Source organism: Streptomyces sp. NBC_00727 (assembly GCF_045161745.1).
In the GTDB taxonomy this organism is placed as follows: domain Bacteria; phylum Actinomycetota; class Actinomycetes; order Streptomycetales; family Streptomycetaceae; genus Streptomyces.
Window position 1 is genome coordinate 1941200 of sequence record NZ_CP108981.1, and the last position, 22345, is coordinate 1963544.

Below are 22345 nucleotides of genomic sequence, written 5' to 3' on the forward strand. Positions count from 1 at the left end.
GGGGGAGGGTTCCGGCATGCGTCGGATTCGAGCAGTTCGGACACGTGCGGGAGCGGGAGCCACCGCTGCTGGACTGGGAGCCTTTGTCACGGTGGTGCTGGGTACCGTTGCCGAACGCGCGGGTACGGCCGTACCGGAGTGGGCCGACCATCCGTGGGTGCTCTGGACGGTCTTCGGTGTACTCGGCGTCCTGAGCGCGGGTTTGGCCGCCGCGAGCCGCCCGCTGGATGGTGCAGCCGAGAACGGCGGAGGCCCGGCATCCAGCGCCCGGACCGGTTCACTCCATCCGCCGCACGTGGTCCTTGAGCGCGTGCGCGGCCGCGACCGGGAGATCGCCCGGCTCAGGGCGCTGCTCAAGAAACCCGACGGCCGGTTCGCGGTGCTGTGCGCGGCGGGCGGCATGGGCAAGACGACGCTCGCGGCAGCACTGGCCGAGTACGCCCGCCGCGACGGATACGCGGTCTTCTGGAGTCGCTGGCGCGGTCCGGAATCCCTCTCGGACGATCTCATCCAGGCAGCCGTCGGCTGTGGCATGCCACGCAGCGCGATCGGTGCCGCGCAGACGGGCAACGACAATCTCCCCGATGCTGTGTGGCGGCATTTCTCCAGAACGAAGAAGTGGCTGTTGGTCGTTGACAACGCCGACGAAACCGAGCAGACCAGCCCGGAAGGCGAGGGGGTCGCCGACTACCGCGGCTGGATCCGCCCCTACGGACGGGGCCTGCTCCTGGTCACCAGCCGGGACACGGCCTCCGCGACGTGGGGACACGCGGCGGATTTGATCAGGCTCGAACCGCTTCCGGCGGCTGCGGGCGGCAAGGTCCTGTTGGACAGTGCACCCGATGGCGGCACACTGGTGGAGGCCGAAATGCTGTCTTCCCGGCTCGGGGGGCTTCCCCTGGCCCTGCAGGCAGCCGGACACTATGTGACGGGGTCCACGAGCAGGCACCGTGACTTCGCCGCATATCAGACCGCGCTGGAAGAGGAATTGACCGCCTTGGTGGGTGCTGACAGCCCGCGTCCTACGGATCCGAACGTGGCCAGGTCCACCGTCGGGCGCACCTGGGAAATCTCACTCGACCAACTCGACCGCGAAGGTGTACCACTGGCCCGCCCACTGCTACGCCAACTGTCACTGTTCGCGGAGGCACCGGTGCCCCTGGCCTTCATCACACCGGAACTACTGACGACCGCAGTCGGCCGGCCCGTCGGCCAGGCCGCCCTGGACCAGGCCTTGGCGGGTCTCGAACGCTACGGCTTACTGGGCGTTCCGGCGGAAGAGCCAAGCGTGCCCGGGGCAGGCCCTCGCGCAGGAAGCAATGTCACCCTCCACCCGCTCGTCCGCGAGATCACCGCGCTGGCTCTGACCACCGATGAGACGGACCGTCTCCACAGCTACGAGCAAGCAATGATCGACGCCCTGCGGAGTGAGGTGACGAATCTCCGCACCGCCGGAGTGGCCGGCTGGCCCACAGCACGGTTACTCGCCCCGCATCTGCCTCTTCTGCTCGACCACCCGGCACTCGTGCCGTCCGAGGACGCCTGCGGCGCTCTCAACACACTGGCGGACGTGCTGGGCGACGCGGGAAGCTATGCCCTCCAGCTCAGCCTGCGGCAGACCGTACTCGCCCATCGCCTCGAGTTGCTCGGCGCCCAGCACCCGGACACATTCACCGCCCGCAACCACTTCGCCAACAGCCTTCACAGTCTCGGCAGGTACGAACGGTCCGAAGGAATCCACCGGCAGAATCTGGCCGACCGGATCCGGGTGCTGGGACCGGAGCATCCCGATACGCTCACGAGCCGCAACAATGTCGGCTACGTTCTGCAACTTCGCGGTCAATACGCAGAGGCGGCCTCCCTGCATTCCATGGTGCTCGCAGACCGCACCAGGCTCCTGGGAGCGGATCACCTCCTGACCCTGATCAGCCGCGACAACCTGGCCAAGTCATTCGACCAGCTCGGTGATCACACCGCGGCGGCTACGCTGCACACGCAGAACATCGCCGAATGCACGCGCGTACTGGGTCCCGATCACCCTGTCACCTTCACCAGCCGCGACAACCTCGCCGCCACGGTCAACCATCAAGGCGATCCGGCCCGCGCCGCGGAGCTGCACCGAACAGTGTTCGCAGACCGCAGCCGTGCCCTCGGCCCGGACCATCCGCATACCTTGACCAGCGGACACAATCTCGCGGACGCACTGCACCGGATGGGCGAACACGCTCAAGCCGCCGAGTTGCTGGAACAGACCCTCTCCGGCCGCGTGCGCGTACTGGGCGCCGACCACCCGGACTCCCTGAGGACCCGCTCGCAACTGGCTGTCTGTTGGTCCGAGACAGGACGGCGGCAGCGACACCGCTGAACCGGGCCAACGTCGGACGTGCGAATCGGACAGGCGGCGGTACGACTGGTGCCGATGGCGAAGGAGGGCGGCAGCGGGAAGTACCACGCGCCCTCAGCCCGGCAGCTCCCACATCAGCACCTCGGCCGGAGCCCCGCCTCCGACCATCTCAAGCCCCGTCTCCCCGGTGATCCGGGCCGCGTCCCCCGCCCTCAGCTCCTCGCCGCCGACGCGTATCGTGCCGCGCACCACATGCACGTACGCCCGCGGGGCATCCGGGACGGCCGCCCGCTCGCCCTCCGTGAGGCGTCGCAGATGCAGCATGGCGCCGGCCTCGGGGAGGGCGTACGGGGTGGAGTCGGCGATGCCGGGGACGGTCGTGTACGAGGGCTCGCCGCCGGGCTCCAGGGGCGCGAGCCACATCTGAAGGAACGTCAGCGGGGTGTCGCCGTCGTTGCGTTCGACGTGGCGGACGCCCGACGCGGCGCTCAGGTGCTGGACGTCGCCGGCGCGGACCACCGTGGCATGGCCCGCCGAGTCGCGGTGGGTCAGCTCGCCCTCGACGACCCAGGTGACGATTTCCGTATGGCTGTGCGGGTGCTCCTCGAAGCCCGCGCCGGGAGCCAGACGTTCCTCGTTGCAGGCGAGGACCGGGCCGAAGCGGAGGTTGTCGGGGTCGTAGAAGGAGCCGAAGGAGAACGAGTGCCGGGACTCGATGCCGGCCGCCCCGTCCCCGCCCTCGAACCGGTCGCCCGCGCGGTGTACGGAAATCACCCGTCCACGGTAGCCCGTCGGCCCCCGGAGGGCCCCCGCCGGACGCCGAACCGGCCCGCCACCGGCCCCGGCCCTCCGTACGTCCGTCCCGATAAGGCAGTCTTGTGTCCGTGCCCCGACCCGATCCTGAGCAGCCCGCTGCGAACGACGCCCATCTCCATGCCGCGACCCTGAAACGGCTGGAGCAGTCCTCCGGCCGGCTGGCCGCGAACGCGATCGCCCGCATGGACGAGTCGCTGCCGTGGTACCGGGCGATGCCCCCGGAGAACCGGTCCTGGATCGGTCTGGTCGCCCAGGCCGGTATCGCCGCGTTCACCGAGTGGTTCCGGCATCCGGAGACCCCTCAGGCGATCTCGACCGACGTCTTCGGGACCGCCCCGCGCGAGCTCACCCGGGCCATCACGCTGCGGCAGACCGTCGAGATGGTGCGCACCACGATCGAGGTCATGGAGGCCGCGATCGACGAGGTGGCCGCCCCCGGCGACGAATCCGTGCTGCGGGAGGCGCTGCTCGTCTACGCCCGCGAGATCGCGTTCGCGACCGCCCAGGTGTACGCGCAGGCGGCCGAGGCCCGGGGCGCCTGGGACGCCCGGCTGGAGTCGCTCGTGGTCAACGCGGTGCTCTCCGGCGAGGCCGACGAGGGCGCCGTCTCCCGGGCCGCCGCGCTCGGCTGGAACTCGCCCGAGCACGTCTGCGTCCTGCTCGGCACCGCCCCGGACGGGGACAGCGAGCTGACCGTGGAGGCGATCCGGCGGGCCGCCCGGCACGCCAAGCTCCAGGTCCTCACGGGCGTCCTCGGCAACCGCCTGGTCGTCATCGCGGGCGGCAGCGACAACCCGCTCCAGGTCGCGAAGGCCCTGATCGGGCCGTACGCGGCGGGCCCCGTGGTGGCCGGCCCGGTGGTGGCGGACCTGCTGGCGGCGACCCGGTCCGCGCAGGCCGCGGCGGCCGGGCTGAAGGCGGGCGGGGCGTGGCAGGACGCGCCGCGGCCGGTACTCGCGGACGACCTGCTGCCGGAGCGCGCGATGGCGGGTGACCCGGCCGCGCGCGAGCAGTTGGTGGAGGAGATCTACAGACCGCTCGAAGAGGCGGGCTCCGCGCTGCTGGAGACGCTGAGTGTGTATCTGGAGCAGGCGAGCAGCCTGGAGGGCGCGGCCCGGATGCTGTTCGTGCATCCCAACACCGTGCGCTACCGGCTCCGACGTGTGACAGACGTCACCGGCTGGTCGCCTTCCGATGTCCGTTCGGCGTTCACTCTGCGAATCGCCCTCATCCTGGGGCGTCTGGCCGACCGGGATACGCAGTCCTAGACTTTTGTCGGACATCAACAATTCCCCCTACGGTTCTTCGTCCCTGTCCCCACGGGTGTTCCGGACCGTTCACAAGAGAGAGTGTGAGGGTGCTCGTACTCGTCGCTCCCGGCCAAGGCGCTCAGACGCCCGGCTTCCTGACTCCCTGGCTCGACCTCCCCGGTGCCACCGACCGCATCGCGGCCTGGTCCGACGCCATCGGGCTCGACCTCGCCCACTACGGCACCAAGGCCGACGCGGAGGAGATCCGCGACACCGCGGTGGCGCAGCCGCTGCTGGTCGCCGCCGGTCTGCTGTCGGCCGCCGCGCTCGACGCCTCGCCGGGTGTCGTCGCGGGCCACAGTGTCGGTGAGATCACCGCCGCCGCCCTCGCCGGAGTCATCGGCGACGAGGCCGCGCTCCGCTTCGTACGTACTCGCGGGCTCGCCATGGCCGACGCCGCGGCGGTCGCCGAGACCGGCATGGCGGCGCTGCTCGGCGGCGACCCCGAGGTCACCGTGGAGCACCTGGAGAAGCTCGGGCTGACCCCGGCGAACGTCAACGGGGGCGGCCAGATCGTCGCCGCCGGCACCGCCGCGCAGATCGCCGCGCTCACCGAGGACAAGCCGGAGGGTGTGCGCCGCGTGGTGCCCCTGAAGGTGGCCGGCGCGTTCCACACGCACCACATGGCTCCGGCCGTCGAGCGGCTGCGCGCGGCGGCCGGGGACCTGGACGTCTCCGACCCGTCCGTGACGTACGTCTCGAACGCGGACGGCAAGACCGTCGCCACCGGCCACGAGGTCATCACCCGGCTCGTCGGCCAGGTCGCCAACCCGGTCCGCTGGGACCTGTGCATGGAGACCTTCAAGGCGCTCGGCGTCACCGCGCTGATCGAGGCCTGCCCCGGCGGCACGCTCACCGGCCTGGCGAAGCGGGCGCTGCCCGGCATCCCGACGCTCGCGCTCAAGACCCCCGACGACCTCGACGCGGCCCGCGCGCTCATCGCTGAGCACGCAGGCGCCTAAGGAGCCCGAGAGCATGTCGAAGATCAAGCCCAGCCAGGGCGCGCCGTACGCGCGGATCATGGGCGTCGGCGGCTACCGCCCGACCCGGGTGGTGCCCAACGAGGTCATCCTGGAGACGATCGACTCGTCCGACGAGTGGATCCGCTCCCGCTCCGGCATCGCGACCCGCCACTGGGCCTCCGAGGAGGAGACCGTGGCCGCGATGTCCGTCGAGGCGTCCGGCAAGGCCATCGCCGACGCCGGGATCGCCCCGGAGCAGATCGGCGCGGTCATCGTCTCCACCGTCTCGCACTTCAAGCAGACCCCGGCCATCGCCACCGAGATCGCCCACAGGGTCGGCGCCGGCAAGCCCGCCGCCTTCGACATCTCGGCCGGCTGCGCGGGCTTCGGCTACGGGCTGACGCTGGCCAAGGGCATGATCGTCGAGGGCTCGGCGGAGTACGTACTCGTCATCGGCGTCGAGCGGCTGAGCGACCTCACCGACCTGACGGACCGGGCGACGGCGTTCCTGTTCGGCGACGGCGCCGGAGCGGTCATCGTCGGCCCCTCCAAGGTGCCCGCCATAGGCCCGACCGTCTGGGGCTCCGAGGGCGACAAGTCCGAGACGATCAAGCAGACCGTGGCGTGGAACGACTACCAGGTCGGCGACGTCACGAAGCTGCCCCTCAACGACCGCGGCGAGATCAAGTTCCCCGCCATCACGCAGGAGGGCCAGGCGGTGTTCCGCTGGGCCGTCTTCGAGATGGCGAAGGTCGCCCAGCAGGCGCTGGACGCGGCCGGGATCGCCCCGGAAGACCTGGACGTCTTCATCCCGCACCAGGCCAACATGCGGATCATCGACTCGATGGTGAAGACGCTGAAGCTGCCGGAGAGCGTCACGGTCGCCCGTGACGTGGAGACCACCGGCAACACCTCCGCCGCCTCGATCCCGCTCGCGATGGAGCGGCTCCTGGCGACCGGTCAGGCCAAGAGCGGCGACACCGCTCTCGTCATCGGCTTCGGGGCGGGTCTCGTCTACGCCGCGACGGTCGTTACTCTCCCCTAGGGGGTGTCTTGCCGATCAGGGCCGGGTCCGCGACGTCTGGCACGGCACCTCGCGGCGTTGCCGAACCGCCCTAATCGCTCCGCGATGAGGACGCTCCGGCGCCTTGCGATGCACCGCACCAGACGCCGCGGCCTGTCCGACCCTGATCGGCAAGACACCCCCTGCACACCGGGCTTTTCGCCCGGAAGCCCGAACCCAGCAGATACACACCGAAGGAGCGCCGCCATGGCCGCCACGCAGGAAGAGATCGTCAAGGGTCTCGCCGACATCGTCAACGAGATCGCCGGTATTCCGGCCGAGGACGTCGAGCTGGACAAGTCCTTCACGGACGACCTGGACGTCGACTCGCTGTCCATGGTCGAGGTCGTCGTCGCCGCCGAGGAGCGCTTCGACGTGAAGATCCCCGACGAGGACGTCAAGAACCTCAAGACCGTCGGCGACGCCGCGGACTACATCCTCAAGCACCAGGCCTGATCCAGCCGGTTCGTGTGTCGCCACCCGGCGGTGGCGCCGCTGATTCACGATCCCCTACACGTGGAGAAGATTTTCCAGTGAACTCGACCAATCGCACCGTGGTCGTCACCGGTATCGGCGCAACCACTCCGCTGGGTGGCGATTCCGCATCGACCTGGGAAGGCCTGATGGCCGGGCGTTCCGGCGTCAAGCCTCTTGAGGGCGAACGTTTCGCCGAACTGCCTGTCCGGATCGCTGCCCTGGCGGCCGTCGATCCCGCTGACGTCCTGCCCCGTCCGCTCGCCCGCCGTCTGGACCGCTCGGCGCAGTTCGCGCTGATCGCGGCCCGCGAGGCGTGGGCGGACGCGGGCTTCACCGGCAAGGCCGGTGAGGACGAAACGATCCAGCCCGAGCGGCTGGGTTCGGTCATCGCCTCCGGCATCGGTGGCGTGATCACCCTGCTCGACCAGTACGACGTGCTGAAGGAGAAGGGCGTACGCCGCGTCTCCCCGCACACCGTGCCCATGCTCATGCCCAACGGTCCGGCCGCGAACGTGGGCATCGAGGTGAACGCCCAGGCGGGCGTCCACACCCCGGTCTCCGCCTGCGCGTCGGGTGCCGAGGCGATCGGGTACGCCGTCGAGATGATCCGCACCGGCCGCGCCGATGTGGTCCTCGCCGGCGGCACCGAGGCGGCGATCCACCCGCTGCCGATCGCCGCGTTCGCCAACATGATGGCGATGTCCAAGAGCAACGACGAGCCGGAGAAGGCCTCGCGCCCGTACGACGTGGGCCGTGACGGCTTCGTCCTCGGCGAGGGTGCCGGTGTCGTCGTCCTGGAGTCCGCGGAGCACGCGGCGGCGCGTGGCGCCCGGGTCTACTGCGAGGTGCTGGGCCAGGGCCTCTCGGCCGACGCCCACCACATCGCGCAGCCGGAGCCCACGGGCCGCGGTATCGCCGCGGCGATGCAGAACCTGCTGGACCAGACGGACCTGAAGCCGTCGGAGATCGCCCACCTGAACGCCCACGCGACGTCCACCCCGCAGGGTGACATCGCGGAGGTCAAGGCGCTGCGCGCGGTGCTGGGCGAGGACCTGGACCACGTCGCGATCTCCGCGACCAAGTCGATGACGGGTCACCTGCTCGGCGGCGCGGGCGGCATCGAGACCGTGGCGACGGTCCTGGCGCTGCACCACCGGATGGCTCCGCCCACGATCAACGTCGAGAACCTGGACGAGTCGGTCGACGCGGACATCGTGCGGGATGCGCCCCGGGCGCTGCCGGAGGGGCCGATCGCGGCGATCAACAACTCGTTCGGCTTCGGCGGGCACAACGTGGTGCTGGCGTTCCGCAGCGTCTGACGCGCGAAGCGCGTCGCTTGCGCGTGAAGCCCGTGCCCCCTCGGGGGTGCGGGCTTCGTCGTGGTGTTCGGGGGCTCTGCCCCCGGGCCCCCGCTCCTCAATCGCCGGAGGGGCTTGGTCGTGCCGCCCGGCGCGGGGTCCGGGGCGGAGCCCCGGGTTACACGACCTGGTGGAGCCAGCGGACGGGCGCGCCCTCGCCCGCATGGCGGAACGACTCCAGTTCGTCGTCCCACGGCTTGCCGAGGAGCTTGGCGATCTCCGCCGCCAGGTCCGTCTCGCCGCCCGCGGAGCGGGCCAGCGCGGCGCGGAGGCGGTCCTCCGGGACCAGGATGTCGCCGTGCATGCCGGTGACGGCGTGGAAGATGCCCAGGGCCGGCGTCGAGCTGTAGCGCTCGCCCTCCGCCGTGGGGGACGGCTCCGCCGTCACCTCGAAGCGGAGCAGGTCCCAGCCGCGCAGCGCGGAGGCCAGCTTGGAGGCCGTGCCGGGCCGTGCCTGCCAGGAGAATTCGGAGCGCCAGGTGCCCGGCGAGGCCGGCTGTCTGATCCAGTCGAGCTGCACCCGCCCACCGAGGACTCCCGCCACCGCCCACTCGACGTGTGGGCAGAGCGCGCGCGGTGCGGAGTGAACGTACAGGACTCCACGTGTCGTCACCGGGACCTCCAGTGTGGGACGAGGTTCGCCTTCCCCAGCGGCCTGTCATCAGTAAACAGCATCGGGAGTTATTCTCCGGAAAAGCGACAGTATGTGACGTGGTGTGATGTTCGGATGCCACCCGAGTGGAGCCGGGCATCGCAGGAGCCACTGGTTCGACGGGGAAAAGCTACCGCGCCCGGGGGTCGGAGGTGTGACGTACCGTCGGTCCGGGGCCCTTCTTCGCTCAGTCTTCACCTGGCGGGGCGTCGGGTCATGAACAGGAGGAGACCAGGCCATGCCGGATCGGTCCGTACGGCACCGCTCGCGCACCGCACTGGCCGGGCTGGCCGCGCTGGCCTGCCTGGGCACCGGGGCGCTGGCGGGCTGCGACTCGGGGTCCGGTGGGACGACGAAGGGCCCGGCGTCGGCCGATCGCCGGCCGTCCCCGGCGGCGGGCCCGGTCTGGGACCCGAAGCCCGCGTCGATCGCCGCGGTCGGGGACTCGATCACGCGCGGCTTCGACGCGTGTTCGGTGCTGGCCGACTGTCCGGAGGTCTCCTGGTCGACCGGTACGGACAGCTCCGTACGCAGTCTGGCGGTACGCCTCCTCGGCGCTTCCCGGGCGGCGGACCACAGCTGGAACCACGCGGTGACGGGCGCCCGGATGGCCCAGTTGCCGGAGCAGATGGCGCTGGCGGCGGACGAGGACCCCGACCTGGTGACCGTGATGATCGGCGCCAACGACGCCTGCCGGGACTCGGTGCGGACCATGACCCCGGTGGCCGACTTCCGGCGGTCGTTCGAGACGTCGATGCGCAAGCTGCGCAGCGGGGCGCCGAAGGCGCAGGTGTACGTGTCGAGCGTGCCGGACCTGAAACGGCTGTGGTCGCAGGGGCGGGCCAACCAGCTGGGCAAGCAGATCTGGAAGCTGGGCATCTGCCAGTCGATGCTGAGCGACGCGGACGACATGGGCGCGGCGGCGGTGGCCCGGCGCACGGCGGTGCAGAAGCGCGTCGTGGCGTACAACGAGGTGCTGCGCGAGGTGTGCGCGAAGGACAGCCGCTGCCGGTACGACGGCGGGGCGGTTTTCGACTACCGGTTCACCGGCAAGCAGCTCAGCCAGTGGGACTGGTTCCACCCCGGCCGCAACGGTCAGGCCAGGCTCGCCGAGATCGCGTACCGCAACGTCACGGCGGTCCGTCCGCCCGCGTAAAGTCGCTGATCATGCAGACGGGTTCGAACACGGTGATGAGTACGGAACACTTCGGCACCCTCGCGGACGGCACCGCCGTGCAGCGCTGGACGCTGGAGCGGGACGGTACGCGGGTGCGCGTCCTGACGTACGGCGGCATCGTGCAGTCGGCCGAGGTGCCGGACCGGGACGGGGTGCGGGCCGGGATCGCGCTCGGGCTGCCGGACCTGGCCTCGTACCAGGAGTACGCCGGGCCCTACTTCGGGGCGCTGGTCGGGCGGTACGCGAACCGGATCGGCGGGGCGTCCTTCGAGCTGGACGGCCGGACCCACCACCTCACGCGCAACGAGGGCCGCAACCACGTGCACGGTGGGGAGTGCGGCTTCGACAAGCGGGTGTGGGACGCCCGGGAGATCGCGGACGGGGTGGAGCTGTCCCTCGTCTCGGTGGACGGCGAGGAGGGCTTCCCGGGGCGCGTGGAGCTGACGGCGTCGTACACCCTGGACGAGGACGGCGCGCTGCGCATCGCGTACCGGGCGGTGACGGACGCGCCGACCGTGCTGAACGTGACGAACCACACGTACTGGAACCTCGCGGGCGCCGATGCCGGCAGCGCGCTCGGCCAGCGGCTGCGGATCGCGGCGGGGGCGGTCACGCCGGTGGACGCGGAGTCGCTGCCGACGGGCGAACTCCTGCCGGTGGAGGGCACCCGGTTCGACTTCCGGGAGGCCCGTCCGGTGACCAAGGGGTACGACCACAACTTCGTGCTCGACGCGGACGCGGCCGTTCCGGCAGCCGAGCTGTACGACGAGGAGTCGGGGCGGGTCCTGACGGTCACGACGACGGAGCCCGGGCTCCAGCTGTACACGGCGGACCACTTCGACGGCCGGCCGTTCGGCCCGTGCGCCGGGATCGCCCTGGAGACCCAGCACTTCCCGGACTCGCCGAACCGCCCGGAGTTCCCGAGCACGGTGCTGCGGCCGGGCGAGGAGTTCGTGTCGACGACGGTGTACGGGTTCTCGGTGCGCTGAGCTCAGTCCCCGGAGACCGTCTCGCCCTTCCCGGCGCCGTCCGCCGGCTCCTCGTCGCCGACCAGGCCGCGCGCCAGCAGGGTGGCCCCGGCGACGGCGCCCGGCATGAGGAACACGGCGACGAACGGCAGCATGAAGGCCAGCCCCAGCGGTACGCCGAAGCCGAGGGTCCGCATGCGGTGGCCGCGCAGCAGGGCGAGACGGTCCTTGAGCACCATGCCCCGGCGCTGGAGGGCGACGGCGGTCAGCTCCTCGGCGAGGAAGTAGCCGGTGACGCAGAAGCCGATGACGGGGACGACGGTCTGCCCGGCGACGGGGACGAAACCGAGGGCGAAGAGCAGGATCGCGTACAGCCCGACCCGCACCAGGATGCGCACGCTGTCGCGGGCGGAGATCCACAGCTCCCGCCAGAGCGGCAGTCCGGATTCGGGGACCGTGCCGCCCTCGGTGCGGTCGACCTCCTCGGACAGCGACTCGTAGAAGGGCTGCCCGACGAGCAGGGTCACGGCGGTGAAGGTGATGACGGCCAGGAAGAGGCCGAGGACGAAGACCAGCACGGTCAGCGTGTTGCGCAGCAGGCCGAGCCAGGGCGAGGACCAGTCGTCGGCGAACGGCGTCGCCCACGCCACCAGGTCGTCGGCGCCGTAGCCGAGGCCGACGAGGGCGCCCGCGTACAGCACGAGGGTGATCAGACCGGGCAGCAGCCCTATCCCGAACCACTTGCCGTGGCCGAACACCCAGCGCTGGCCCTTGATCAGAAAACCGAGCCCCGCCCCGAGATCACGCATGGCGTCAGCCTAGCGGGGTCCGGGACGGGGCTCGGTTCAGTGGGGCGGGGCGGTCAGGCGACCGCGAGCTCCACCTTGATGTTGCCGCGCGTGGCGTTCGAGTACGGGCAGACCTGGTGGGCCTTCTCGATGAGCGCCTGCGCGGTCGCCTCGTCGACGTTCGGGATGGTCGCGGTGATGGCGACCTCCAGGCCGAAGCCGCCGGCCTCGGTCTTGCCGATGGAGACCGCCGCGGTCACCGTGGAGCCGGAGATGTCGGCCTTCTCCTGGCGGGCGACGACGCCCAGCGCCCCCTGGAAGCAGGCGCTGTAGCCGGCGGCGAAGAGCTGCTCCGGGTTGGTGCCGGCGCCGCTGCCGCCCATTTCCTTCGGCGGGTTGACGACGACGTCGAGCTTGCCGTCGTCCGAGGCGACGCGGCCGTCACGGCCGTTCTCGGCGGTGGCGACGGCGGTGTAAGCGACTGCGATGTCCTGAATGGTCATGCTGAGGATTCCTCCTGCTGGTTCGCCGCGACTCGCGCCCACGATCGCGACGGCTGGAATGAGCCTAACGGGTGCGGGGAAGAGCGGTTCAGCCGAGGGAGACGATCATCTTCCCGGTGTTCTCGCCGCGCAGCAGGCCGAGGAAGGCGTCGACGCCGTTCTCCATGCCCTCGACGACCGTCTCGCGGTACTTCAGCTCGCCCGAGTTCAGCCAGCCGGCCACCTCCTGGACGAACTGCTGCTGGAGGCCGGCGTGGTCGCCGACGAGCATGCCCTGGAGGCGCAGCCGCTTGCCGATGACGAGCGCGAGGTTGCGCGGGGCGGGGGTGGGCTCGGTGGCGTTGTACTGGGCGATCATGCCGCAGATGGTGGCGCGGCCGTGCACGTTGAACGAGGAGATCGCGGCCTCCAGGTGCTCGCCGCCGACGTTGTCGAAGTAGACGTCGATGCCGTCGGGGGCGGCCTCGGCGAGCTGCTCCTTGACCGGGCCGTTCTTGTAGTTGAAGGCCGCGTCGAAGCCGTACTCCTCGGTGAGGAGCTTGACCTTCTCGTCGGAGCCGGCGGAGCCGATGACCCGGGACGCGCCCTTGATCTTCGCCATCTGGCCGACCTGGCTGCCGACCGCGCCGGCGGCGCCGGAGACGAAGACCGCGTCGCCCTCCTTGAAGGACGCCACGTCGAACAGGCCGGCGTAGGCGGTGAGGCCGGTCATGCCGAGCACGCCGAGGTAGGCGGAGAGCGGGGCGAGCGAGGCGTCGGCCTTCACCGCGTGCTTGGCGGGGACGCTCGCGTACTCGCGCCAGCCGAGGCCGTGCAGGACGTGGTCGCCGACCTCGAAGCCCTCGGCGTTCGACGCGACGACCTCGCCGACGGCGCCGCCGTCCATGGGGTGGTCGAGCTTGAAGGGCGGAGTGTACGACTTCACGTCGTTCATCCGGCCGCGCATGTACGGGTCGACCGAGAAGTGCAGGTTGCGCACGAGGACCCGGCCCTCGGCGGGGGCGGTGACCGGTGCCTCACGCAGCGCGAAGTCCTCGGCCTTCGGCCAGCCGTGCGGACGGGCTACGAGGTGCCATTCACGGCCGGACGCGGGAAGAGCTGCAGACATGGGCTCGGGGTCTCCTCGGTGTGGGGTGCGGTATCTCGGCGGCGAAAAAGCTTCACCACATGAAACAACCATGCTCCTGGATATTTCATGTTGTCAAGCAACTGGGTATCCTGTGTGTCATGGCCACCTCGCGCACAGATCCCCTGACCCTCGAAGTCATCGAGCTCATCGGCACCGTCGTGGCGCGTTACTACGAGGAGTACGAGCAGGCCGCCGCCGCGCACAGCCTCACCGGCGCACAGGCCCGGGTCCTCGGACTGCTGTCCGTCGAGCCGCTTCCCATGCGCCGGATCGCCCAGAAGCTGAAGTGCGAACCATCCAACGTGACCGGGATCGTGGACCGGCTGGAGGCGCGCGGGCTGGTGGAGCGGCGCCCCGATCCGGCCGACCGCCGGGTGAAGCTGGCAGCGCCCACCGAGCGGGGGGCGGCGACGGCGCTGCGGCTGCGCGACGCGCTGGACTTCGCGCGGGAGCCGCTGGCGGGGCTGTCGGACGCGGACCGGACGGTGCTGCGGGATCTGCTGCGGCGGATGCTGGGCGCCTGAGCGGCGGGCGGGCACGATGGGGGGCATGAACGCCGCCGCCTTCGGCCCCCGGGAGTTCCAGCTCGTCCTGCTGCGCCGGATGGCGGACCACCAGCCGGGGCTGGTGGAGGACGCGCGGCACGAGCTGAGCGCGACGCTCGCGGAGATGCGGAGGGGGTGTCTCGCCGGCCAGGGCCGGATCAGGCCGCGGCGTCTGGTCCGGGCGGGGCGGTGTGGAACGAGTGGCTGGTACGGGCGCGGGGCGCTGCCGCGCCGGTTCTGGTCACGGTGGACGACCTGGTGCCCTGGTCGTGCACGGTGGCCCGGGCCTTCGCGCCGGCCCGGCCGATTGAGGGGAGCGCGCCTACGCGGTGGGCGCTGGGGATCGGGGACGGCGCGGACGGTGGGTACGTCGCGGAGTTCACGTGGGGGTTGTTGCAGCGGGTGTTGCCGGGGGGCTGAGGGGGGCCTCCAACGCCGGCGGGCTGGGACTTGCCGTCCAGGCGTCCTCAAACGCCGGACGGGCTGGACTTTGCCGGGCGGACCTTGGACCTGCGGGTCCAGGCGTCCTCAAACGCCCGTCCTCAAACGCCGGACGGGCTGGACTTTGCCGGGCGGACCTTGGACCTGCGGGTCCAGGCGTCCTCAAACGCCCGTCCTCAAACGCCGGACGGGCTGGACTTTGCCGGGCGGACGTTGGACGCACGGGTCCAAGCGTCCTCCAACGCCGGACAGGCTGGACTTTGCCGGGCGGACCTTGGACCTGCGGGTCCAGGCGTCATACGCGCGGGTCCCGGCGTCGTGCGCGCCGACGCCGGCGACGCGTCGGGTTCGTAGGCCCCGCGCGCAACGCGCGCAACGCGCTCGACACGCCGTCAGGTGGTCCCTCCTACGGCTCAGCCCAGCGGGCGCGGGGGCCCCGAACGGCGCAGGCTTTCAGGAGAGCCGGCTGCCCGTCGGTCCCCCTCAACGCTCTCGGGAGGAACCCGCCGTGACCGTCAGCCTTGAGCAGTTGCGCCGTTGCCACGTCGCCGTCGACCTCGGGGCCGCCCGCACCCGGGTGTACGTCAAGGGGCCCGGCCTCGTCGTGGACGAGCCGAGCGTCGCCGCCGTCAACACCCGTACCGGCTCCCTGATCGCCGTGGGCGCGCTCGCCGAGCAGATGACGGGCCGCACCCCCGACTACATCCGGGTGGCTCGTCCGGTGTCCGGTGGGACCGTCGTGGACATCGAGATGGCCCAGCGCATGCTGCGCCACCTGCTCGGCGAGAAGCTCCGCCGCCAGCTGCGCCGCAAGCCCTGGCTGCGCGCCGCCGCCTGCACCCCGCACGACAGCGACCCGCTCGCCCGGCGGGCCACGGTGGAGACCCTGGTCGGCCTCGGCGCCCGGCGGGTGGAGCTCGTGGACACCCTGGTCGCGGCGGCCGTCGGCAGCGGGCTTCCGGTCGAGCAGCCGACCGCGACCATGATCATGGTGTGCGGGGCCGCGACGACGCAGATCGCGGTGCTCTCGCTCGGCTCGATCGTGACGGCGGTGCGCCTCCCGGTCGGCGGCGACGCGATCGACCACGCGGTGATCCAGCACCTGCGCCAGCACCACGAGCTGATGCTGCCGAGCCAGTCCGTGCGCCCCCTGCAGCTCGCGCTCAACGGCAACGGGCTGACCGCGCAGGGCCCTTCGGTCACCGAGATCCACGGCCGCGACGTGGCCACCGGGCTCGCCCGGTCCGTCGAGGTCGACACCGCCGCGATCCGGCAGGCGATCCACCGCCCGCTCACCGCGGTCCTGGACGGCGTGGGCAAGGTGCTGCGGGACTGCCCGCCCGACCTGGTGGCCGACCTCGCGGACTGCGGGATCATGATGGTCGGCGGAAGCGCCCTGCTGCCCGGCCTCGACCGGATGCTGCGCGACGCGACCGGCGTCCCGGTGCACATCGCGGAGCGGCCCGACACCTGCGCGATCCTGGGCCTGGGCGCCATGCTGGAGGGCGAGATCAGCCCCATGGCCCTCGACCCGCTGGCGAGCTGACCCCGACGGCGGGACGGGCCCGTGACGGACCGGCCGCCCGGCGGACCGCCGGACCGCGGCCTGCCCAGGTCGCCGCTGCTGCCGCGGCTCCTGGAGGCCGTGCTGAGCGTCGGCTCGGACCTCGAACTCCGGGCCACGCTCCAGCAGATCATCGACACCGCGACCGCCCTGACCGACGCGAGGTACGGGGCGCTGGGCGTACTCGACCCGGGGCGCGGCACGATCCGCGAGCTGTACGTCTGCGGGATGACCGAGGCCGAGCAGGCGGCCGTCGGCGACTTCCCCGACGGGCACACGGGGATGCTCGGCGCGCTCGTCGACGCGCCGGGCCCGCTGCGCTCCGACGACCTGACCGCCGATCCGCGCGCCACCGGCATGCCGCCCGGCCATCCCCCGATGCGCTCGTTCCTCGGCGCCCCGATCCGCGTCCACCACGAGGTCTTCGGCAACATCTATCTGGCCGAGAAGGACACCGGGCACTTCACCGAGACCGACGCGGGGCTGCTGAAGGTCCTCTCCGCGCAGGCCGGCATCGCGATCGGCAACGCCCGCCTCTACGAGAGCGCCCGCCAGCGGGAGCGCTGGATCGAGGGCGCGGCGGCCGTCACCAACACCCTGCTCACCGGCGAGAACCTGTCCGACGCGCTGACGACGGTCGCCGAGCGGGCCCGCATCCTCAGCGACGCCTCGGCCGGGGTGATCCTCCAGCCCACCGAGGAGGGCGGGATGGAGATCGTCGTCGCCTCGACGCGGGAGGACCCGGCGGGGCTCGTGGGCACGGCGATCGCGCCCGGTTCGCCCGTCCTGGTGCAGCTGCTGGGAGGTGAGGCCGTCTTCATCGACGACTCGGCGACCGACCCCCGGATGACCACCCCCGTACGGTCACGGTTCGGGCCGAGCATGATGCTGCCGCTGCAGAGCGGTGGCCGGCTCATCGGGACGCTCGCGCTGCCCCGGCGGCGCGGAGCCCGCCCGTACACCGACGTGGACCGGCTGCTGGCCGCCCAGTTCGCCTCCCAGGCGGCGCTGGCCCTGGTGCTCGCGGACGCACAGCAGGACCGGGAGCGGCTGGCGGTGTACGAGGACCGCGACCGGATCGCGCGTGACCTGCACGACCTGGTCGTCCAGCGGCTGTTCGCCACCGAGATGATGCTGGAGTCGACGCGCCGCAGGGCCGGGGCCGGGGAGACGGGCGAGCTGCTCGGTACGGCCGTCGACGAGCTGGACTCGACGATCCAGGAGGTGCGGACGGCCATCTTCGCGCTCCAGCAGCCGCCCGCCGAGGCGCCCGCCACCTTCCGCGGCCGGGTGCTGCGGGAGACCGGGGGCGCGGCGGCGGTGCTCGGTTTCCAGCCGTCGGTGCGCTTCGCCGGGGCGGTGGACGCGCTGGTGTCCGAACCGGTCGGCGGCCGGCTCCTCGCGGCGCTGCGGGGCTCCCTTGCGGCGGCGCACCGGCGGACCGGGGTCTCGGCGATCGAGGTGGAGGTCGACGCGACGGCCACCCTGGCGGACGGGCGGGGCGCGGTCCGCCTCACGGTCGCGGACGACGGGCACGAGCCGGACGGTTCGCGGGCGGACACGGTGGTCTGGGAGGCCCCTCTCTGAACGCCCGGGTCACGGCCCCGGCGCAGCCCTCAGCGCCACGCGGGTGTTCGAGTGGGCGACGCCCGCCTCGCGCTTGAGGCGGCGCAGGAGGGTGTCGAGCGCGGCGGTGTCGGCGGCGGTGGCGCGTACCAGGTAGTCGTGCGCTCCCGTCACGTGCACCAGCTCGGTGATGCCGGGCAGGGCCAGCACCGCCCGTTCGAACGTCTCGTTGGTGGTGTCCATCCGCAGGGTCACGTCGATGAAGACGACGAGCCCGGTGCGGGTGTCGGCGGCGGGGTCGACGATCACCGTGAAGCCGCGGATGACGCCGTCCTTGCGCAGCCGTCTGACCCGGTCGGCCGCCGCGTTGGCGCTGAGTCCGACCCGTACGCCCAGGTCGCGGTACGAGATCCGGGCGTCCTCCTGGAGGACGCCGAGGATTTCCCTGTCCAGACGATCCATGGTCCCAATTGTCACAGATTCAGCGCATACGCGAAGCGCGGGCGATGTCCCCCGTTCGGCGCAGGCCGACGCGCTCACGGCCCGTGTCCGGCCTTGACTGGCGGTGTGGACACAGCCGTGAAGCAGTCACCCGCCGCCCCGGAGGCCCCGGGCTCCGCCGCCTATCGCAACCTGACCGTGGCCACGGTCGGCTTCACGCTCACCTTCTGGGCCTGGAACCTGATCGCTCCGATGTCGGGGGAGTACAAGGACCGCCTGGACCTGAACTCCTTCCAGCAGTCCCTGCTGGTCGCCGTGCCGGTGCTGGTGGGCTCGCTGGGCCGCATCCCGGTGGGCGCGCTGACCGACAAGTACGGGGCGCGGCTGATGTTCCCGCTCACCTCGGCGCTGACGATCCTGCCGGTGCTGCTGCTGATCCCGGCGAAGAACTCGTACGGCGCGATGCTGGCCGTGGGCTTCCTGCTGGGGGTCGGCGGCACGACGTTCGCGATCGGCATCCCGCTGGTCAACTCGTGGTTCCCGCCCGCCGAGCGCGGCCTCGCGCTCGGTGTCTTCGGCATGGGCATGGGCGGTGTCGCGCTGTCCGGCTACTTCACCCCGCGCATCGCCAAGCACGGCGACAACCTGCCGTTCCTCGTGGTCGCGGGCGCCCTGGTGGTGTACGCGGCGCTGTCGGCCGTACTCATCAACGACCACCCGGGCCGCAAGGTGCCGACGGATTCGCTGGCGCACCGGCTGGGCTCGGCGGGCCGGCTGCGGGTCACCTGGGAGCTGTCCGCGCTGTACGCGATCGGCTTCGGCGGGATCGTCGCGTTCGGCGTGTACCTGCCGACGTATCTGAAGACGTGGTACGAGCTGTCGCCGACCGACGCCGGTACGAAGGCGGCCGGGTTCGCCCTGGTCACCGTCATCTTCCGGCCGTTCGGCGGCTGGCTCTCCGACCGTGTCCACCCGGCGCTCGTCACCTCCGTGGCCCTCGGTGTGGCGGCGCTGATGGCGATCGTCCAGGCCTTCGACCCACGGTTGGACCCGACGGGCACGATCGCACTCCTGGTCATGGCGGCGGGCCTGGGCACCGCGAGCGGCAGTGTCTTCGCGCTGGTCTCGCAGGTCACCCCGCAGCCCAAGGTGGGCAGCGTGACGGGCATCGTCGGCGCGATGGGCGGACTCGGCGGGTTCGTGCCGCCGCTGGTGATGGGCGCGATCTACAGCGCGAAGGACTCGTACTCGATCGGCTTCATGCTGCTGTCCGACCTGGCGCTCGCGGGCTGTGTGTACGCGTACGGCCGCATGCGGAACGCACAGCGGGACGGCTGAGGGCAGCGGCGCGCGCCTCGGGGCGTGAGGCGGACCTCATTCGAGCCGGTTTCGAGGGCCGGGGGCTCCGTGTCGATCTAGGGTGCGCAGGGTGATGCCACTTCTGCCCGCACTCCAGGACGCGTCCGGTCCGGCGGCCGCCCGCGAAGCCGTCCGGTTCGATGACGTCACCCTCACCTACTCCGGCTTGGCCGATGTCACGGCCGCCCTCGCGGCCCGGCTGACCGGCGCGGTCCGGGTCGCCGTCTGGGCCACGCCGAGCGCGCCGACCGTCGTCGCGGTGGTCGCCGCGCTGCGGGCCGGGGTGCCGGCCGTCCCGCTGAACCCGAAGACCGGGGAGCGGGAGCTCGCGCACATCGTCGCGGACAGCGCGCCCTCCCTGGTGCTGGCCGCGTCCGGTGACGTGCTGCCGCCCGCGCTGGCCGGCCTGGAACGCCTCGACGTCACCACCGCGGCACCGGGCCCCGCGCCCGCCGCCCTCCCGGAGCCGGACCCGGAGTCCCCCGCCCTGGTCGTGTACACCTCCGGCACGACCGGCCCGCCGAAGGGCGCCGTCCTCCCCCGCCGGGCGCTCGCCGCGTCGCTGGACGCGCTGGAGGACGCCTGGCAGTGGACCGCCGGCGACGTCCTCGTCCACGCCCTGCCCCTGTTCCATGTGCACGGGCTGATCCTGGGCGTGCTGGGCCCCCTGCGCCGGGGCGGTTCCGTGCGCCACCTGGGCCGGTTCTCGCCCGAGGGCGTGACCCGGGAGCTGGCCTCGGGCGGCACGATGCTGTTCGGCGTACCGACCATGTACCACCGGCTCGCGGAGGCGCTGGCGGACCCGGACGCGTCGGCCGGGCTGGCCAAGGCGCTCGCGGGCGCCCGGCTGCTGGTCTCCGGGTCGGCCGCGCTGCCGGTCCACGACCACGAGCGCATCGCGGCGGCGACCGGCCGCCGGGTCATCGAGCGGTACGGCATGACGGAGACCCTGATGAACACGGGCGTACGGGCCGACGGGGCTCCGCGCCCCGGCACGGTCGGCCCGCCCCTGCGCGGGGTGGAGCTGCGCCTGGTCGAGGAGGACGGCTCCCCGCTCACCGGCGCGGACGCGATCGGCGAGATCCAGGTGCGCGGCCCGAACCTGTTCACCGGCTACCTCAACCGGCCCGACGCGACGGCCGCCGCGCTCACCGCCGACGGCTGGTTCCGGACGGGCGACATGGCCACGCTCGACCCGGACGGCTATGTACGCATCGTCGGCCGCAAGGCCACGGACCTGATCAAGAGCGGCGGCTACAAGATCGGCGCCGGCGAGATCGAGAACGCGCTGCTCGACCACCCCGGCGTGCGGGAGGCTGCCGTCACCGGCGAACCCGACGCGGACCTCGGCGAGCGGATCGTGGCCTGGGTGGTGCCGGCCGACCCCGCCGCCCCGCCCACCGCCGAGGAGCTGGCGGACCACGTCGCCGCCCAGCTCGCCCCGCACAAGCGCCCGCGCACCGTCCGCTACCTGGACGCGCTGCCGCGCAACGACCTGGGCAAGATCATGAAGCGGGCGCTCCATGGCTGAGCGGCTGACGGCACGCGAGGCGATCGCCGCGCTCACCGCCGACTTCACGGAGCTGCCCGCCCCCGCCGGGGACACCGACGGTGACGGCCCGCTCGGCTGGACCGGCTACGCGGACTCACGGGCCCGGGCCACCGCCCGTACCGGCGAGCGGGAGTCCGTCGTCCACGGCACCGCCACGGTCGGCGGGCACCCCTGCGTCGTGCTCTCCTTCGAGTTCGGCTTCCTGGGCGGCTCGCTGGGGCAGCGCACCGGGGACCGGCTGGAGGCGGCGTACGAGGAGGCCATGACCCGGGGGCTGCCGCTGGTCTCGCTGATCGCCACGGGTGGCAGCCGGATGCAGGAGGGCATGATCGCGCTGACCCAGCTCCAGCGGGTCGCCCGCGCGTCGGCCCGGCTGCGGGCGGCGGGACCCGCGCAGCTCGCGGTCCTGCGCGACCCGACGACCGGGGGCGGCTGGGCCACCCTGGGCGCGGGCGCGGATGTGATCCTGGCGCTGCCGGGGGCGCAGATCGGGTTCGCCGGGTCGCGGGTGCGTCCGGCCGACGCCGACCCCGCCGCGTACGGGGCCGAGGGCCAGCTCGCGGCCGGTTCGGTCGACGCGGTCGTGGCGCCCCGGGACCTGCCGGCCACGGTCGGGCGCTGGCTCGGCCTGCTCGCCCACCACGCCACCCCGCCCTCCCCCGCCCCGGTCCCGGCGGCCCTCGGGGCGACCGGCCTGCCGGAGACGGGCTGGGACGCGGTGCTCCGGGCCAGGGCGGCGGACCGGCCGCGCGCCGGGGCCTATCTGGACGACTACTTCGACGCGCGCCTCCCGCTGAGCGGCGACCGCTGCGGCGGCACGGACCCCGGGCTGCTCTGCGGGTTCGGGGTGCGCGAGGGGCGTGCGGTGGCGTACGTGGCGCAGTGCGGCACCGCGACCCGCCCGGCCGGCTACCGCACGGCGGCCCGGGTGATCCGGCTCGCCGACCGGCTGGGCGTCCCGGTCCTCACGCTGGTGGACACCCCGGGCGCGGCCAACGACGCGGAGGCGGAACGGGCCGGTGCCGGTGCGGCCATCGCGGACGCCTTCGCGGCGATCGCGGCGGCCCGGGTCCCGGTCACGACCCTGGTGATCGGCGAGGGCGGTTCGGGCGGGGCGCTGGCCCTGGCCGCGCCGGGCAGCACACACGTCACCCCGGACAGCTACTTCTCGGTCATCGCCCCCGAGCTCGCTGCCGCGATCCTGAAGCGTTCCCCGGACCAGGTCCGGGCCACGGCCGGCCAGCTGCGGCTGCGCCCGCAGGACCTGGTGGACCTGGGCGTGGCCCGCTCGGTGACCGGGCACCGCGCCGACGGGCGGGGGGCGTGAAGG

20 protein-coding genes and 1 pseudogene are annotated in these 22345 nt (G+C 72.3%); 15 read left to right on the top strand and 6 right to left on the bottom strand.

Translation table 11 applies throughout. The annotated features are described in order from the left end of the window. The first annotated feature begins 91 nt into the window (after positions 1 to 91). Positions 92 to 2365, top strand: a complete 2274-nt coding sequence (locus OG242_RS08675; protein WP_405897590.1) for a tetratricopeptide repeat protein — start codon at positions 92 to 94, stop codon at positions 2363 to 2365. A gap of 93 nt (positions 2366 to 2458) precedes the next feature. Here the strand turns inward: OG242_RS08675 and OG242_RS08680 are convergent, their stop codons facing one another. Beyond that, a complete protein-coding gene (locus OG242_RS08680) occupies positions 2459 to 3118 on the bottom strand; it encodes a pirin family protein (RefSeq protein ID WP_405897591.1) in 660 nt (219 codons plus the stop codon). Positions 3119 to 3228: 110 nt separating this feature from the next. Here OG242_RS08680 and OG242_RS08685 point away from each other — a divergent pair, with 110 nt between their 5' ends. The 5 genes from OG242_RS08685 (at position 3229) to fabF (ending at position 8291) form a co-directional block, all read left to right on the top strand. After that, on the top strand, positions 3229 to 4428 hold the full coding sequence (locus OG242_RS08685) for a helix-turn-helix domain-containing protein (RefSeq protein ID WP_328900051.1): 1200 nt from the start codon (positions 3229 to 3231) through the stop codon (positions 4426 to 4428). Between the two features lie 89 nt (positions 4429 to 4517). Continuing rightward, a complete protein-coding gene (locus OG242_RS08690; protein WP_405901556.1) occupies positions 4518 to 5432 on the top strand; it encodes an ACP S-malonyltransferase in 915 nt (304 codons plus the stop codon). A gap of 13 nt (positions 5433 to 5445) precedes the next feature. Further along, complete coding sequence (locus tag OG242_RS08695; RefSeq protein WP_405897592.1) at positions 5446 to 6477, top strand: ketoacyl-ACP synthase III; 1032 nt, start codon at positions 5446 to 5448, stop codon at positions 6475 to 6477. Positions 6478 to 6702: 225 nt separating this feature from the next. Continuing rightward, a complete protein-coding gene (locus OG242_RS08700) occupies positions 6703 to 6951 on the top strand; it encodes an acyl carrier protein (protein WP_018518371.1) in 249 nt (82 codons plus the stop codon). 77 nt (positions 6952 to 7028) lie between these two features. Further along, positions 7029 to 8291 carry a beta-ketoacyl-ACP synthase II gene (gene fabF / locus OG242_RS08705; RefSeq protein ID WP_405897593.1) on the top strand — a complete coding sequence of 421 codons (1263 nt, stop codon included), beginning with the start codon at positions 7029 to 7031 and terminating at the stop codon, positions 8289 to 8291. A 157-nt stretch (positions 8292 to 8448) separates the two neighbouring features. On the opposite strand, the gene OG242_RS08710 is transcribed toward fabF, so the two are convergent. Continuing rightward, positions 8449 to 8943 (bottom strand): DUF3145 domain-containing protein, encoded by a 495-nt coding sequence (locus tag OG242_RS08710; protein WP_164643353.1) that lies wholly within the window; start codon positions 8941 to 8943, stop codon positions 8449 to 8451. Positions 8944 to 9220: 277 nt separating this feature from the next. Here OG242_RS08710 and OG242_RS08715 point away from each other — a divergent pair, with 277 nt between their 5' ends. Together OG242_RS08715 and OG242_RS08720 are read left to right on the top strand one after the other, a co-directional pair. Then, the gene (locus tag OG242_RS08715; protein ID WP_405897594.1) at positions 9221 to 10138 is read left to right on the top strand and encodes an SGNH/GDSL hydrolase family protein; all 918 of its coding nucleotides are present in this window, start codon (positions 9221 to 9223) and stop codon (positions 10136 to 10138) included. Positions 10139 to 10149: 11 nt separating this feature from the next. Further along, positions 10150 to 11148 (top strand): aldose epimerase family protein, encoded by a 999-nt coding sequence (locus tag OG242_RS08720; RefSeq protein WP_405897595.1) that lies wholly within the window; start codon positions 10150 to 10152, stop codon positions 11146 to 11148. Positions 11149 to 11150: 2 nt separating this feature from the next. Here the strand turns inward: OG242_RS08720 and OG242_RS08725 are convergent, their stop codons facing one another. From OG242_RS08725 to OG242_RS08735, 3 genes are all read right to left on the bottom strand, one after another. After that, entirely contained in the window at positions 11151 to 11936 is a 786-nt protein-coding gene (locus OG242_RS08725; RefSeq protein WP_405897596.1) for an EI24 domain-containing protein, read from the bottom strand. Between the two features lie 53 nt (positions 11937 to 11989). Further along, positions 11990 to 12418 carry an organic hydroperoxide resistance protein gene (locus OG242_RS08730; RefSeq protein ID WP_405897597.1) on the bottom strand — a complete coding sequence of 143 codons (429 nt, stop codon included), beginning with the start codon at positions 12416 to 12418 and terminating at the stop codon, positions 11990 to 11992. 88 nt (positions 12419 to 12506) lie between these two features. Next, on the bottom strand, positions 12507 to 13526 hold the full coding sequence (locus tag OG242_RS08735; RefSeq protein WP_405897598.1) for an NADP-dependent oxidoreductase: 1020 nt from the start codon (positions 13524 to 13526) through the stop codon (positions 12507 to 12509). Positions 13527 to 13645: 119 nt separating this feature from the next. Between OG242_RS08735 and OG242_RS08740 the strand changes: the two genes are divergently transcribed. The 4 genes and pseudogenes from OG242_RS08740 (at position 13646) to OG242_RS08755 (ending at position 17684) form a co-directional block, all read left to right on the top strand. Then, complete coding sequence (locus OG242_RS08740) at positions 13646 to 14071, top strand: MarR family winged helix-turn-helix transcriptional regulator (protein ID WP_405897599.1); 426 nt, start codon at positions 13646 to 13648, stop codon at positions 14069 to 14071. Between the two features lie 16 nt (positions 14072 to 14087). Continuing rightward, positions 14088 to 14512: pseudogene (locus OG242_RS08745) on the top strand (hypothetical protein). 529 nt (positions 14513 to 15041) lie between these two features. Continuing rightward, a complete protein-coding gene (locus tag OG242_RS08750) occupies positions 15042 to 16079 on the top strand; it encodes a rod shape-determining protein (protein ID WP_405897600.1) in 1038 nt (345 codons plus the stop codon). Positions 16080 to 16100: 21 nt separating this feature from the next. Continuing rightward, a complete protein-coding gene (locus OG242_RS08755; protein ID WP_405897601.1) occupies positions 16101 to 17684 on the top strand; it encodes a GAF domain-containing sensor histidine kinase in 1584 nt (527 codons plus the stop codon). A gap of 9 nt (positions 17685 to 17693) precedes the next feature. On the opposite strand, the gene OG242_RS08760 is transcribed toward OG242_RS08755, so the two are convergent. Continuing rightward, the gene (locus tag OG242_RS08760) at positions 17694 to 18125 is read right to left on the bottom strand and encodes an Lrp/AsnC family transcriptional regulator (protein WP_093708939.1); all 432 of its coding nucleotides are present in this window, start codon (positions 18123 to 18125) and stop codon (positions 17694 to 17696) included. A gap of 105 nt (positions 18126 to 18230) precedes the next feature. On the opposite strand from OG242_RS08760, the gene OG242_RS08765 reads away from it, so the two are divergent. The 3 genes from OG242_RS08765 to OG242_RS08775 all read left to right on the top strand — a co-directional run bounded on the left by OG242_RS08765 (position 18231) and on the right by OG242_RS08775 (position 22342). Next, complete coding sequence (locus OG242_RS08765) at positions 18231 to 19442, top strand: nitrate/nitrite transporter (RefSeq protein ID WP_405897602.1); 1212 nt, start codon at positions 18231 to 18233, stop codon at positions 19440 to 19442. Between the two features lie 94 nt (positions 19443 to 19536). Continuing rightward, positions 19537 to 20994 (top strand): acyl-CoA synthetase, encoded by a 1458-nt coding sequence (locus tag OG242_RS08770; RefSeq protein WP_405897603.1) that lies wholly within the window; start codon positions 19537 to 19539, stop codon positions 20992 to 20994. Continuing rightward, on the top strand, positions 20987 to 22342 hold the full coding sequence (locus OG242_RS08775) for a carboxyl transferase domain-containing protein (protein ID WP_405897604.1): 1356 nt from the start codon (positions 20987 to 20989) through the stop codon (positions 22340 to 22342). Before OG242_RS08770 ends, OG242_RS08775 begins: the two co-directional genes overlap by 8 nt. The last annotated feature ends 3 nt before the right edge of the window (positions 22343 to 22345 follow it).

Coding starts and splice junctions, on each gene's coding strand:
- OG242_RS08715 (WP_405897594.1), top strand. CDS start 9,221: ATGCCGGATCGGTCCGTACGGCACCGCTCGCGCACCGCACTGGCCGGG.
- OG242_RS08740 (WP_405897599.1), top strand. CDS start 13,646: ATGGCCACCTCGCGCACAGATCCCCTGACCCTCGAAGTCATCGAGCTC.
- OG242_RS08720 (WP_405897595.1), top strand. CDS start 10,150: ATGCAGACGGGTTCGAACACGGTGATGAGTACGGAACACTTCGGCACC.
- OG242_RS08770 (WP_405897603.1), top strand. CDS start 19,537: ATGCCACTTCTGCCCGCACTCCAGGACGCGTCCGGTCCGGCGGCCGCC.
- OG242_RS08730 (WP_405897597.1), bottom strand. CDS start 12,418: ATGACCATTCAGGACATCGCAGTCGCTTACACCGCCGTCGCCACCGCC.
- OG242_RS08735 (WP_405897598.1), bottom strand. CDS start 13,526: ATGTCTGCAGCTCTTCCCGCGTCCGGCCGTGAATGGCACCTCGTAGCC.
- OG242_RS08695 (WP_405897592.1), top strand. CDS start 5,446: ATGTCGAAGATCAAGCCCAGCCAGGGCGCGCCGTACGCGCGGATCATG.
- OG242_RS08725 (WP_405897596.1), bottom strand. CDS start 11,936: ATGCGTGATCTCGGGGCGGGGCTCGGTTTTCTGATCAAGGGCCAGCGC.
- OG242_RS08760 (WP_093708939.1), bottom strand. CDS start 18,125: ATGGATCGTCTGGACAGGGAAATCCTCGGCGTCCTCCAGGAGGACGCC.
- OG242_RS08775 (WP_405897604.1), top strand. CDS start 20,987: ATGGCTGAGCGGCTGACGGCACGCGAGGCGATCGCCGCGCTCACCGCC.
- OG242_RS08700 (WP_018518371.1), top strand. CDS start 6,703: ATGGCCGCCACGCAGGAAGAGATCGTCAAGGGTCTCGCCGACATCGTC.